The organism is Pirellulales bacterium (assembly GCA_036499395.1).
Taxonomy (GTDB): Bacteria; Planctomycetota; Planctomycetia; order Pirellulales; family JACPPG01; genus JACPPG01.
In genome coordinates this window covers 134076-147521 of the sequence record DASYDW010000019.1, presented here as the reverse complement: position 1 = coordinate 147521, position 13446 = coordinate 134076, and the positions used below count along the sequence as shown (strand labels likewise).

The window sequence follows — 13446 nt, the reverse complement described above, 5'->3', positions numbered from 1 at the left end:
TCTTTTCAATAAGTCTTTTTCAAACCGCTCGCCTTCTCGGGGCAGACGCAGGTTTACGATCAACTTGTGGGGTACCCCTCACCCGGCCTCTCCCAGAGGGAGAGGGGTAAGGTAGATGGCTACTCGATCGCTTCGATGCGGCTGGTGGCTTCGCCGGTGGCGAATCGTGTGACGATGCGGTCGCCGATTGCGAGTTCCTTGGCGTCGCGAATGATCTGGTTGTCCACAGCGCGGCGCGTCAGGCTGTAGCCCCGGGCCAGCACGCCCAGCGGGCTGAGCGATTCGAGCTGCGCCGCGAAATGGTCGGTCCGCTGCCGGGCGTCGCGCAGGTGCCGGCGCATCACGCGCGTATTGCGCGTCGAGAGTTCGTCGAGCCGCTGCGCGAGATCATGAAGGCGATCGAAGGGACGGCGGAACGCCCGGCGGTTTTCCAGCGAAGTCAGTCGCGCGCGCGCCGCTGCGGACATCGAGCGCAGCGCGGCGGTCAATCGGCGATGGCAAACCGTCAAGGCCGCGGCGAGGTCGTCCGACGAAGGGGCCACTCGCTCGGCGGCTTCGCTAGGCGTGAGCGCACGAACGTCGGCGACCAGGTCCGCGAGCGTGACGTCGATTTCATGCCCCACGGCCGAAATCACGGGAATGCGCGAAGCATGGATCGCGCGGATCACGGGCTCTTCGTTGAAGGCCCACAGGTCTTCCAGGCTTCCGCCGCCACGCCCCACCACCAGGCAATCGATCGGCAGCGGAAGGCGATTGGCCGCTTCGATCGCGGCGGCAATTTCGCGACTGGCGCCGTCCCCTTGGACACGCGTCGGAACGATGATGACATGCGCGCCGCGCCATCGGCGCCGCAAGACTTCCAAGAAATCGCGCACCGCGGCGCCCGTGGGGCTGGTGACGAAAGCGATCGCGCGCGGGAAACGGGGCAGGGGGCGCTTGCGCTCGGCGGCGAACAGCCCCTCGGCGGCCAGCCGCTCGCGCAACTTGCGCAGAGCCAATTCCAGAGCGCCAATGCCCTTGGGTTCGATCTGCCGAATGACGAGTTGGTAACTGCCGCGCGGGGCATAGACGTCGACGCTTCCCTGGCAGATGACTTCGAGCCCGTCTTCCAGCTCAAAGCGGACGCGCGCCGCGGCAGTGCGCCACATCACGGCGCGGATCTGGGCCTGATCATCTTTGAGCGTGAGATAATAGTGTCCCGACTGCGGGCGAGAGAGATTCGAGATCTCGCCCGAGACCCATACGTCCGGAAAGGTTCCTTCCAGGACCCCTTTGATCTGCTCGGTGAGATCACCGACCGAGAGGACGGGCGTTTGTTCGGAGGAAATCAATTCGGCGGACATACGAGAAATATATCCGCCGCGCTTGATGGTGAATACCAGCGGGGTTCACCACCGAGGCATGGAGAAGAAAAGCAGAATGATGAATGGGGAGGTGTCGAGTTTTCACGGCGACTGTGACCCCGTTAATCGAGACGGATTGCTAAGCCGCCAACTCCGTGCCTCCGTGTCTCAGTTGTGCATTCCTTCTTATCTCTTCGGCGGAGGGCACGAGTGGCCAGCCCGGGGCCGTCTCGCGGCCGACGCCGGCGCGTTCGCGGCGTGGGACGTATTCGTTGACTTTACGTGTGCCGGCTTCGGCCCAGGCTTCGGCTTCGAGCGTCAGCCGGTTGAGCATCCGTTCGACTTCGCGGCGGTAGTGTTCGATACCGTCGCGGTCCAGGTCGGGCGGGATATTCATCATCGGGCTGACGACAGCCCGGGCGCGCGAAAAAGGGCGTGGTATGGCGAAGCGGTCCCAACTGCGGAATCGCCACGGGCGATCGTAGCCGAATCCCATCGGCACAACCGGAATGCCCAGTTTCGACGCGAGATAGACCGGGCCCTGCGCCAGGCGGCGGCGCGGGCCGCGCGGACCGTCGGGCGTGATCGTGAGGTGCATCTTCTCGCTTTTGGCCAGCAGCTCGCGCAGTGCCGCGGCACCACCACGGCGCGACGAGCCACGTACGAATTCGAATCCCAGGTGATGCGCGACATGGCTGAGCACATCGGCGTCATTGTGCTGGCTGAGGAGCATGGCCAGATTGCAATGGCCGCGCAAGTAGATCGGGAAAAGTATGTACTCGTGCCAGAAAATATAGATCTTCTGGCCGTGGCAGCGCGGGTCCACCGGATCGATCGTGGGATCATAGAACGACACTCGATAGTCGAGCGTGCCCATCCAGGAACGCACCGTGGTGACCGCCGTCAAGGCGAGCGATTTGACAAGCGTGCGGCTATGAATCTTCATCGATCAGGCGTCCTTGCCATACGGATGAATGGTTTCGTAAGGTGCGCTGTGGGCAGCGCTGGTTTTTTTCCGATTAATCCCTCTCCCCCGTGGGGGAGAGGTTAGGTGAGGGGGAACTGTTTCGAGTTGATGGTCGTTAGTTGTTCGCCCTCACCCTGCCCTCTCCCAGAGGGAGAGGGGTTTTTGACTATTCGCCCGATCTCTCTTCCGGAGGGAGAGTGGCTAAACGCGTGCGTTTGCTGGTATTGGTGGTGACCATTGGCCAGTGAAGACTTCGGCAGCGGGGCCGGTCATGTAAATGTGGTCGTTGTCGGCCCACTCCAGTTCCAGGTCGCCGCCGGGCAGGTGTGTCAGGATGCGCCGCGCGCTATTGCCGGTCAGGGCACCTGCGACGCACACGGCACTTGCGCCGGTGCCGCACGCGAGCGTGATGCCGGAGCCGCGCTCCCAAGTGCGCATCGTCACTTCGGTGGGGGAGTGAACCTCGACAAAATGAACGTTGATTCGCTTGGGAAAGATCGCCAGCGTTTCCAGGATCGGCCCGACCGTGGTGAGCGGCACCGCAGCGACGTGGTCGCAGTAGAGCACGACGTGCGGGTTGCCCGTCGAGACGCAAGTGATGCGCCCGTCGAAGCCGCAATCGTTCTGCCACGAATTACCGATCGGCAATTTGGCATGTGCGTCGAGCGAAACATTGACGACGCGCTGATCCGCTCCTCCGAGCGCCGCGGCGACGGGGATCTTCGCGGCTTCCAGAATCGGCAGGCCCATGTCCACGCGGACTCGCTCGGCCACGCCGTCGGCGATTTCCAGATCGACCGCCAGAACGCCAGCGCCGGTTTCGATCTTCAGTGTGGGGCGCTGGCTTATTGCATGGTCGTAGACGTACTTGGCGACGCAGCGGATGCCGTTGCCGCACATTTCGGATTCTGACCCGTCGGCGTTGAACATCCGCATGCGGACGTCCGCCACGGTCGATGGGCAGATCAGGATCAGTCCGTCGCCTCCGACTCCAAAATGGCGATCGGCAATCTGCCGAGCCGTTTCGGCCGGATCGTCAGGCACAGGCTCGCGGAAGCAATCGACATACACGTAGTCGTTGCCGGCTCCGTGCATCTTGGTAAATCGCATATCAGGCTCCGAACGAGTCGGCGGTGGTGGCATTGAGCATGCGACAACTGACGCGCAGGCTCGGGCAAAACGGGCGAATCGCGGGTCTGCCGCCGCACAGGACACGCGGGATTCTAGAGAGTTCGGGCCGAAGGGGCAAATGCAGGTTTCGCCTCTGGATTTCTCGGTTTTCGCGCCTGGATTGGCGGTCAATTCTGAGCGTCCAAGCCCACGAGCGGTGCCGGCACCGGCAGGAGTTCGATTTCAATGCTCTCGCCGGCGTGCAAGCGTTCGGGCAGCGGAGTTGGGTCGTTGGGTCCGAACTTTTGCACAATGGCTTTGCACGCTCCGTCGGCGTCTTGGACCACTTGAAAGGTCGTCGCGTCCACCGTTCTCGTCCATTTCCGAAAAGCCTTGCTCTCGGCGATGGCCTGGGCCGGCAAAGGAAAATCCTGGAGTAACAACTTCTGGCGTTGGTCCTGATCTTCGCCCTTCAGGTCGCAGTCGACGCGTCCGATGCGGTACTGATTGCCTTCAGTGATTTCGTACACCAGCTCCAACTCGCCCGGTTCGTCCGAGAACAAGAGCCGCGGCTTGATCTCTGAAAAGTGATACGACTCGTCGGCGTATGCGGCACGTAGCCGGGCGACGTCAGCGGTTTGCCACGACTGATCGAAGAACTCGCCGGCTTTCAAGTGCAGCGCGACATCGAGTTGGTTGTCGGCGAGCAGCCGGTTGCCGGCGAATGAGACTTTCTTGACGACAAATCGCGGGCCGAGGTTCACCACTAGTTTAACGCTGGCCACGTTGTGGTCGTCATCAAAGGCTTCTTCACTTCCGACCCGAACTCGAAAGTAGCCCAATCCTCGGTAATGGTCGGTGACATGACGGGTTATCTTGTCGAGTCGCGTCTGATCGACGCCACCGTGGAACGACATCGTGATGGGTTGCTGCTCTCCACCGGGCAGCGATGCCACGAAACCGAAGGACTTCGATCGCTCTCCTTCGTCGACATGCAATCGAACGCCATGGTCTTCGGGTTTGTCTCCTTCGAGGATCGAGACTTTCGCGTGGGGATAGCCGCGGCCGTGCAAATACTCTTCAACGGCCCTGCGCGCTTGCTCGGTGATCGTCGCATCGAAGGGCTCGCCGACTTTCAGCCCTGAATGTTTCACGAGCAGTTTGTCGGACTTCGTCGTGCCTTCGATTTTGATGTAGCGCAGCGGTGTACCTTCGTCGACTTCGATCATAACCAGCAGTTTGCCGTCAGGCTGGTTTTCGCGGCGCATCTTGACCGCCTTGAAGCGGCCCGTCCGCATCAGGTTCTTGGTATCGGCGCCCATGGTCTTGGCGTCGAACGGCTTGCCGGCCGTGGTCTTGATCGAGGCGACGATCCAACCGGCCGAAATGGCGTCGTTGCCAATGACGCGAACTTCGCTGACCAGCGGCGCACATTCTGCAGGCGCTGGACGTGATTCGTCCCCGGGAGCAACGTCGACGACGTTCGCTTTTTCCGACTGCGTTTCCGACGCAGCGGTATTGCACTGTGGCGAGATAAGAAAGACGACGAATGCAACGAGCGTCGTCAGGCGGGCCGCTGACGAAACAGTCGAAAGCTGATCGTGTCTCATGGTTCGCTCCGCTCCGCGGGCTAGCAGCCCATCGTGTGCGAGAATGTCGCACGTGCCAATTGCGATCGATGGGCAGGCAACCACGAGTGTAGAGGGCAGGGGAGGAACGCGAAAAGAGCAACCGTGGGATCGCGCGAGGCCCTCCTTAAACAAAACCAGCCGGGACGGCCGCTGTTTCCGACGACCGTCTCCGGCTAGCATTGGTTCGCCCGCAGAGGAGCGGGACGTAGAACCCCGGCCGACACCACGGCAGCCGGGGCTCATTCGGTTACGGCTTCTTCACCTCTTGCCGCATTTCGGAGACCAACCGAAACAGGTGGTCAATTTTTCGTTCGAGTTCCGCGACACGCCCGTGATCGTCGGGGCGAGGACCGGCCCCTGGACCTGGACCGGCATGCGGTCCGGCAGGGCGCGCCCGATCACCATGTCCCCGATCACTGTGCGGTCCGGCAGGAGCGCCGTCGTGGAAACGGAAGCCTGTGAACTGGTGGTCACCGTCATGCCCACGAGCAGCGGAACCGGGATGGCCGCCGCGTTCCCCGCGATGGGGCCCGCGAGCGAACTCATGACGTCCAGCAGCTCCGCGAGCACCTTCGCCATGATGACGGCGATGGGCAAATTGGTGCGGACTATGATGGGCTCCGGCTTCGCGATGCCCGGCGCCGTGGTGGCGATGGTGGGCAACGTGTTGGCCGTCGCGGCCGTGCCAGTGGTGACCATGATGCGCGAATTGCGAATGATCGCCGTGCGAGCCCTGATGCCCATGTGCGCCGTGGCGGTGACCGCGGTGATGACGGGCGAATTGACGCGAGCCTGCATCACCATGTTCACGGTGTCCGTGATGGCGATGTCCATGAGCGCCGTGTTTGTGAGCGGCTTGCTGTGACGCATGATCGCCGTGGTGGCGATGCTTATGGTGCGCGACTTGGCCGTGATGGCGATGATGCCGACCGTGATGGGCGACGCGGTGGTGCCCGTGACGATCGCGGTGATGTCGTGCGTGCTGGCCATGATGGCGACCGTGGTGTCCCGAGGCCGTGGCCTTCTTGTCGCCGTCTTTGGATTGCTCGGCACCGTCCTTCTTCTCGCTGTCCCCTCGACTATCGGCGCCGCCGTCTTTCTTGTGCGAGGCGGCATGCGCGCGGCCGAATTGTTCCCACCATTGGCGGCGTTGCTCACGGCTGACGTGGGGGCGACCTTCACGTCGTCCGTCGCCCGGCGAGGCCTGGCCATCTCCGGCGGGCTTTTCGTCAGCCATCGCGAGTTGCGTAACTGCCGGCTCGTTGACAACCGCGGGGCTCGTTTCTGCGGCGATTGGTGAATCGGCCGAAACATCCGTCTGAGCGTAAACACTTGCTGGCGCAAGCGCACAGCAAAACAGGCCCCACCGAAGCGCGCACCGTGACATAAAAGAAACTCCCTGATCCGTGCCCCATCCCCCCTGCATTGGCCGCTGCTTGTGCCGCGGTCCCCATAGACTCTTGAACACGCCAGCGGGGCGAAAGTATCGAATGTTCTTTTTGTGAGGATTCGATGTGCTGCGCGTTGGCTAGGCCGTTCGGCGGTCACCGCCACGCGATTCGCTCTTCGGCGAGCCCTTGCGGAATAGGCCATGCGGGGCCGGCGTTTCGGCCTGCGAGGCCTCGGGCATTTCGATCAGAAGCTCGGGCCTGATCAGGGTTTTCACGGTCTGAATCGGGTGCAAGAGAGGCCCGCGCAGCCATACTGCCGCCAGGATTGTGGGGGCCAGGATGACATAGGTTCCGTAGCGGACTGGCAGCACAGCCAGCGACACGCTGACGATCGTTAGCACGAGGGGAGGGAGCCAGCGACACATCTCGGTGAGCCGCGCCGCGCGGGCGCGCATATGCGGCACGTCGAGCGCGTACAAAACGTGAATCGATACCGACGCCACGAAAGCCAGAAACACGAACGTCTGGCAGATGAGCAGAAAGTAATCCATGCGCGTCATGTACGTCAGCGGCGGCAGGCTGGAGTCGATCGTGATCCGGTAGGCCACGACCGTCAGCATGGCCGTGATGCCGACGCCGACCTGTGAGCTGAACTCTTTGGGATCCATCCAGAAAACCGACCAGGCCGTGGCCATGATCGGAATCAACGGGAGTACGATCGACCACAAATAAAAGTGCGGATCGCGCGTGACTTGGATCGTCATCTTCAATAGCGAAAACGTCTCGTTCGTCCGCGCATATTTCGACTCGGCCGTCGTAGCCGACAGGCCTAGCATCTTCCAACCATGCGGCACTACGTGCTCGGGATTCACGGGACGGACTTCGCCGACCGCGAAGACAACCTCGTCGGACTCATAGCCGGTCGCCTCGAGCGCGACTTCCAGGTCGTGATGATCGAGCGGAAATTCGTGAAGATCGAAGCTGCCCGTGATCGAGCCGCGGTAATAGCGGTTCAAATAGATCGTGCCGTCCGGCTGCACGTGGGCAGTGGCGCCGCCGCGGGCGTCGACGTCCAGTTCGTCGACCAAGAGCGGGTCGGGCGTCCAGATCTCGTCGGCCGGCACGATTTTCTTCATTACGCCCTCGGCCTGGGCATCAAACGCCAGCCTCGGGTCTTTCCATACAAAGTACGCGTTGAACTCGACGTCGAATTTCTGGTCGTGATCCTGAATTTGCGAAACCTCGACGACTTCGATGTCGATCTCGACGCTCGTCGGATGGCCAGGGGGAAGTTTCAGGTTTGCTTCGGGCGCCGCGGCGGATGGGGCGGTGGTAGCAGTTAGTTGCTGTTGTGCGGGAAAATCGGTCGCCACGGGTTCTACTTCAACGGCGAAGCTTCGGGGAGCGCCTGCATCGTCGGCGGGCTGCTCAGCGGGGGCTTGGTCAGCGGCCAGCGACTGAATGGCCGTTTCTATTGCAGTGTCCGACCCGGTTTCCTCGGCGCGGAAGGGGTTCTCAGCCGCGCTAGCCAAGCCGGCGAGGACGCAGGCTATGACCACGATGTAAAGCGACATGTGTTGACGGTGAATGATCGTTCGCAGGCTGGCGATGGCGCGCCGATACGATTTATCGCAGTTGCTCATAACATGAATCCGCAGTGGAAATTGCCGCCTCGATACGGCCCCCAAAAGCGCGCGATGTCCCGCGCGCCCCAAGCTGTCACGTTCTCGCCGATTGCCTGAATTCACGCAATAGAAATCTCGGTCAGCGCAGCGATGCGATCGAAGATCACTCACCGCGCGAATCCGCGACCACGCAGCGCATTCAGGCGTTCGGGGCGCGCGTCGAAACCATCCACGAGCTTGCCCGTGGCAGGGCGCCAGACCGCGAACGTATTTCGCGCGATATATCTGCTGAGCCGCAGCGTGGGGTGCTGCCAATGCTTGCGTTGGCTATGAAGCAGGGCGGATTGCATTTCTTGAATGAGCCACCGGTGCTTCGCGCAACCGATTCGATCATTAAACGAGGCAAATTCTGCCGATCCTTCCTAATTGAACGAGGATGCTATGCGCTGATTCGCTTGGGGCTTGGTGCCGCGAAGCTGCACAACATGCGTTTGATGTGGGGGATCGCTGTCGTATTGCTAGCGATCGCGCCGGCCGGCGCGCAGGATCTGTCTGCGCCCGGAGGTGTCGGTCCGGGGCTGGGCATGTCGGGTTCGGCGACCCCCGCGGCCTATCAAGATTCGGGCGGAATCATCGGCGGCCGGGCCGGACATCCCCGAATACAGCCCGGACGATCGGGAGTACGGCGGGCGCCGGGTATGCAATCGTTACCGATGCCGCGCGGCCGGACTTTTGCGCCCGGCAGTGGCTCGATGCCCTTTGCGCTCGATGCACCCCTGACGCCCGAAGATGAGGGGCCGCTCGATGGTATGACTCTCGATCAGGCGATCGAGCAACTACGGCGCGGCAGCCTGTCGTTGCGCGCCAAGTCGCTTGAGATTCCGCAAGCGCGGGCCGATGAGCTGACGGCCTCGCTGCGCGTGAATCCCTTCGTCTTCGCCGACGGCCAGTTGATTCCCTATCGTCGCTACAACACGACGACGAATCCGGGGGGACCGACGCAGTACGACATTAACATCACGTATCCCTTCGACCTGTCGGGCAAACGAATTGCGCGGATGGAAGTGGCGGCGCAGGCCCGCCGCGCGACCGAGGCACAATTTCTGGACCTGGTGCGCCAGGAACTGGATTATCTGTACACCACGTACGTCGACGCACTCTCCGCGCGCGAAACGTTGCGATTTTCCGAGGCAGGGCTCGCGGCCGTGAACATCGCCTTGGATACGCACGGGAAAAAGGGAAACGACACCGAGGACGAGCAACTGCAGAAGGACCATATCGAGATTCACCGCGACTCGATCGAACTAGCCAAGCTCGACGCCGAGGCGAATCTGGCCAGCGCCAAGCGCACCCTGGCCACGGTCCTGGGCCTGCCACGCGAGGCGGCACAGACGTTGGAGCTGCGCGGCTCGTTGCGGGACCTCGTGCCGCCCCCTCCCCCAACGGACGAGCTGGTGCAAACGGCTCTGGCCGCGCGACCTGACGTGGCGATGTACCGGATGAATGTTTGCCGCGCCATGGCCGACGTGAAATTGGCCAAGGCGAACCGCTTTCCTGACGTGTATGTGCTTTATCAGCCCTATACGTATCAGGATAATTCGCCGTTCAGTGTGCCCAGCTCGCGATCATGGGCCTTGGGCGCGACGGTCACGGCGCCGATTTACGACCGCAATCAGGGAAACATTCGCCATGCGGCGGTCAACGTGGATCAAAGCCGGCTGGAATTGCAGGTGATCGAGCGGCGTGTCCTGGCAGAAGTCGAAGACGCTCGCGAAGAGTACGAAGTCTCGCGGGCGATGATCGAACGCATCGAGAAACACCTGCTGCCGGCGGCCAAGCACGTACGCGATCACAGCCTGAAAGCTTCGGAAAAAGAGGGAGAAGACGTCTACGCCTACCTGATCGCACAGCGCGACTACCAGGACCTGGTCCGGCAATACCGCGACGCCCTGGTGCGCCACCGACGGGCGATGCTAAAGCTGGATAGCGTCGTGGGTTTGCGCATTCTGCCGTAAGCCTGTGTTACGGCTTGCCGCGGGCCGCGTTCTGCAGCTTTACCAACCGTGGACCCCCGCTTCGAAAAGTTCACGCCAGTAAAACTGCGGAATCTACGTGAAGCTTGCCGATAAGTGAAAGCATCCAAGGAGCGTAGCTTGGGCTGCCGATCATCTTTCGGGCTCTGCGGCGGCCATCCGGGATCAAAGCTACGCAACAATCCCGCACCCACGGCATTGCAAACGGTGAATGCTCTTTTATGAAAATTCCGACGCCGCATTTCTTCCTGTTCTCTCAGGCGAACAGGGGGAGCAACCGGGACGAATGGAGTTTCGTCCTGAAAGCGGCTGATGGATCGGCCACGTTGAAGGCCGCCGACGCCGAGCCCGATGCTCATGGCGAACGGCTGGAACTACTTGCCGTCGTGCGCGGACTCGAAGCGCTCGACCAGCCGTCACGCGTGACGCTGGTGACGCCGAGCCGGTACGTCAAGCGAGGGATTAACTACGGCTTGCCCGAATGGGGGCGCAACGGCTGGAAGTGGGAACACTTCGGCGAGATGGTCCCGGTGAAGAACCAGGACCTCTGGCAGCGGTTGGACCGGGCCTTGAAAATCCATCGCATCCAAGGGACGGCTTGGCGCATCGACAGCGCCCACACCGGACAGGCAGCAGCGTCTGGACCGTCGGACACGGCCCCCTCGTTCGGCAACGACGCCCTGACCGTCGAGCGGCTGCTCGAGGTCGGACGGGGCCTGTGGCTCCGTTTTCGGCTGGCTCTGGCCGAGCGGTGCGAACGCGTGTGGCTGTCGGCGGCACAGCTTGGAACTTCTTTACTGCCATACCCTTGGCTGAAATAAGACGGCGCCAGGGAAAGCGATTTTGCGGCAGCCGGAGCGGGCCGGCGCTGGACGAACTACCAGGGAACATCCACAATCGAGCGGTCCGGCGGGGGAAGGCTGGGACCGACACGGAGGTACGGAAGCGTGCGTACGACCATTGCGTTAGACCATGTGGGACGATTGATCGAGGAACGCGACGAAAACCCGTTCGGTTTGCTAGGGCCGCATATCGTCGAGGACCAGGGACGACAGGCGCTGGCGGTGCGGGCCTATTTTCCGCACTCGTCGCAAGCCTGGGTGGTCGACCCGGCCGCGGCCCCCGGTGCGTCGCAGCCGATGCGTCGGATCCATCCGGCCGGATTGTTCGAAGCGATCTGTCCCATGCCGACGACAGGCTCGGCGAATAAGTATCTTCTGCAAACCGCCGATGAAAGCGGCAACCGAGCCACCATGCACGATCCGTATGCCTTCCCGAACTTGATGACCGAATACGACCTGTATTTGCTCAGCGAGGGAACTCACTGGCGCAGCTACGATCGGCTGGGCGCGCAGCTGCGCACCGTCGATGGTGTCCAAGGGGTGAACTTCGCCGTCTGGGCGCCGAACGCGACCAGCGTCAGCGTGATCGGTGATTTCAACAACTGGGACAGTCGCCGGCACCCGATGCGGAAGCACATTCCCAGCGGCTTCTGGGAATTGTTCGTGCCAGGGTTGACCGAAGGGACGCTCTACAAATACCGCGTCAAGCACAACGACGAGGTTTTCGAGAAGTCTGATCCCTACGGTTTTGCCGCCGAGTTGCCGCCGCGCACCGCGTCGAAGGTTGTCAGCCTGGATCGCTACAAATGGTCCGACGCTGATTGGATGGTAAAGCGCCTGGAAGCGAACAAGCTCGAAGCGCCGATGTCGATTTACGAAGTGCATCTGGGAAGCTGGCGCCGTCCGGGCGACGACCATCACCGCTGGATGACGTATCGCGAACTGGCCCACGCGATGGTCGACTATGCCCAGGAAATGGGCTTCACGCACCTGGAACTGTTGCCGGTCTCCGAGCATCCCTTCTCGGGAAGCTGGGGCTACCAGACGGTGGGCTATTTTGCCCCGACGAGCCGTTACGGTTCGCCCGAAGACTTCATGTACTTCGTGGATCACTGCCACCAGAGTGGTTTGGGTGTCATCCTGGATTGGGTGCCGGCCCACTTCCCCCGCGATGGACATGGCCTGGCGCGCTTTGACGGCACAGCGCTGTACGAACATGCCGATCCGCGCAAGGGCGAGCACAAGGACTGGGGCACGTTGATCTTCAACTATGGCCGGCACGAAGTACGCAACTTCCTGCTGTCCAACGCCCTGTTCTGGATGGACAAGTATCACATCGACGGGCTGCGTGTGGATGCCGTGGCGTCGATGATCTACTTGGACTACAGCCGTGAGGCCGGGGAATGGATCCCCAATGAATTCGGCGGCCGCGAGAATCTCGAGGCGATCAGCCTGTTGAAGGAGCTGAACGTGCAGTCGCACTCGCAGTATCCCGGCACGCTGACGATCGCCGAGGAATCGACGGCCTGGCCCGGCGTGTCACGTCCGACGTACGTCGGCGGCCTGGGCTTCAGCTTGAAATGGAATATGGGTTGGATGAACGACACGACGCGCTACATGCGTCACGATCCGATTCATCGCAAGTATCACCACGACGAGCTGACCTTCAGCCTGATCTACGCGTTCCACGAGAACTTCGTACTTCCCCTGTCGCACGACGAAGTGGTACACGGCAAGGGTTCGATCCTGGATCAGATGCCAGGTGACCTGTGGCAGAAGTTCGCCAACATGCGGCTCTTGTATTCGTACATGTGGACGCATCCCGGCAAGAAGCTGCTGTTCATGGGTGACGAGTTCGCCCAATGGAACGAATGGAATTACGACACCAGCCTGCAATGGGACCTGCTGCAGTGGGAATCGCACCAGGGCGTGCAGAAGATGGTGCAGGACATCAATCGGCTCTACCGCAAAGAGCCGGCGTTGTACGAAGTGGACTTCGATCCGTCGGGATTCGAGTGGATCGATTGCCGCAACTGCGACGAGAGCGTGCTCGGTTACATTCGCCGGGCCAAAGATCCTAACGACTTCCTGGTCGTGGCCTGCAACTTCACGCCGTCGCCCCGCCTGTCGCATCGCCTGGGTGTGCCCGAGCTGTGTTGGTACGACGAGGTGTTCAACAGCGATTCGATGTACTACAGCGGCAGCAACCTGGGAAATGGCCCAGGCGTGATGGCCGAAGCCGTTGGCAGCCATGGCCGGCCGGCCTCGATCCAGATCGCGATTCCGCCCTTGGCACTCACGGTGTTGAAGCCGCGACGCTAGGTGGCCAGGCATCGCTGGACGCGATCGCCGAGTAACGACAGCGCCGAGTAACGACAGCGCCGAGTAACGACAATCCTGTGCATTCAACGTCGCGCCGAAACTGTCAGCCGCGACGATAAAAATCACGCCCGAGCTTGGAATACCAGTTCCAGGCTCGGGCGTTTCTTTTTTGCCGTTATCGA

The 13446-nt window shown here is 61.8% G+C and carries 10 protein-coding genes; 4 read left to right on the top strand and 6 right to left on the bottom strand.

Going from position 1 to position 13446, the window contains the following annotated elements; translation table 11 throughout:
- Positions 1-119: 119 nt before the first annotated feature.
- The 5 genes from xseA to VGN12_04125 all read right to left on the bottom strand — a co-directional run bounded on the left by xseA (position 120) and on the right by VGN12_04125 (position 6041).
- A complete protein-coding gene (gene xseA / locus VGN12_04145; GenBank protein ID HEY4308624.1) occupies positions 120-1343 on the bottom strand; it encodes an exodeoxyribonuclease VII large subunit in 1224 nt (407 codons plus the stop codon).
- Positions 1344-1482: 139 nt separating this feature from the next.
- Entirely contained in the window at positions 1483-2289 is an 807-nt protein-coding gene (locus VGN12_04140) for a lysophospholipid acyltransferase family protein (protein ID HEY4308623.1), read from the bottom strand.
- 222 nt (positions 2290-2511) lie between these two features.
- Positions 2512-3420 carry a diaminopimelate epimerase gene (gene dapF, locus VGN12_04135; protein HEY4308622.1) on the bottom strand — a complete coding sequence of 303 codons (909 nt, stop codon included), beginning with the start codon at positions 3418-3420 and terminating at the stop codon, positions 2512-2514.
- Positions 3421-3608: 188 nt separating this feature from the next.
- The gene (locus VGN12_04130) at positions 3609-5030 is read right to left on the bottom strand and encodes a POTRA domain-containing protein (GenBank protein ID HEY4308621.1); all 1422 of its coding nucleotides are present in this window, start codon (positions 5028-5030) and stop codon (positions 3609-3611) included.
- Between the two features lie 279 nt (positions 5031-5309).
- The gene (locus VGN12_04125) at positions 5310-6041 is read right to left on the bottom strand and encodes a hypothetical protein (GenBank protein ID HEY4308620.1); all 732 of its coding nucleotides are present in this window, start codon (positions 6039-6041) and stop codon (positions 5310-5312) included.
- Here VGN12_04125 and VGN12_04120 point away from each other — a divergent pair.
- Entirely contained in the window at positions 6022-6351 is a 330-nt protein-coding gene (locus VGN12_04120) for a hypothetical protein (GenBank protein HEY4308619.1), read from the top strand. The two genes, VGN12_04125 and VGN12_04120, sit on opposite strands and share 20 nt — an antisense overlap.
- A gap of 228 nt (positions 6352-6579) precedes the next feature.
- On the opposite strand, the gene VGN12_04115 is transcribed toward VGN12_04120, so the two are convergent.
- The gene (locus tag VGN12_04115) at positions 6580-8085 is read right to left on the bottom strand and encodes a hypothetical protein (GenBank protein HEY4308618.1); all 1506 of its coding nucleotides are present in this window, start codon (positions 8083-8085) and stop codon (positions 6580-6582) included.
- 296 nt (positions 8086-8381) lie between these two features.
- On the opposite strand from VGN12_04115, the gene VGN12_04110 reads away from it, so the two are divergent.
- The 3 genes from VGN12_04110 to glgB all read left to right on the top strand — a co-directional run bounded on the left by VGN12_04110 (position 8382) and on the right by glgB (position 13264).
- Entirely contained in the window at positions 8382-10082 is a 1701-nt protein-coding gene (locus tag VGN12_04110) for a TolC family protein (protein HEY4308617.1), read from the top strand.
- A 239-nt stretch (positions 10083-10321) separates the two neighbouring features.
- Positions 10322-10921, top strand: coding sequence for an RNase H family protein (locus VGN12_04105; GenBank protein HEY4308616.1), 600 nt, complete (start codon positions 10322-10324; stop codon positions 10919-10921).
- A gap of 126 nt (positions 10922-11047) precedes the next feature.
- A complete protein-coding gene (glgB, locus tag VGN12_04100) occupies positions 11048-13264 on the top strand; it encodes a 1,4-alpha-glucan branching protein GlgB (protein HEY4308615.1) in 2217 nt (738 codons plus the stop codon).
- Positions 13265-13446 lie beyond the last annotated feature (182 nt).

Bases quoted from the DNA above. Each gene is read 5' to 3' on its own strand.
- xseA (HEY4308624.1), bottom strand. From the start codon at position 1,343: ATGTCCGCCGAATTGATTTCCTCCGAACAAACGCCCGTCCTCTCGGTC.
- VGN12_04140 (HEY4308623.1), bottom strand. From the start codon at position 2,289: ATGAAGATTCATAGCCGCACGCTTGTCAAATCGCTCGCCTTGACGGCG.
- dapF (HEY4308622.1), bottom strand. From the start codon at position 3,420: ATGCGATTTACCAAGATGCACGGAGCCGGCAACGACTACGTGTATGTC.
- VGN12_04130 (HEY4308621.1), bottom strand. From the start codon at position 5,030: ATGAGACACGATCAGCTTTCGACTGTTTCGTCAGCGGCCCGCCTGACG.
- VGN12_04120 (HEY4308619.1), top strand. From the start codon at position 6,022: ATGTCGTGCGTGCTGGCCATGATGGCGACCGTGGTGTCCCGAGGCCGT.
- VGN12_04125 (HEY4308620.1), bottom strand. From the start codon at position 6,041: ATGGCCAGCACGCACGACATCACCGCGATCGTCACGGGCACCACCGCG.
- VGN12_04115 (HEY4308618.1), bottom strand. From the start codon at position 8,085: ATGAGCAACTGCGATAAATCGTATCGGCGCGCCATCGCCAGCCTGCGA.
- VGN12_04110 (HEY4308617.1), top strand. From the start codon at position 8,382: ATGCTTGCGTTGGCTATGAAGCAGGGCGGATTGCATTTCTTGAATGAG.
- VGN12_04105 (HEY4308616.1), top strand. From the start codon at position 10,322: ATGAAAATTCCGACGCCGCATTTCTTCCTGTTCTCTCAGGCGAACAGG.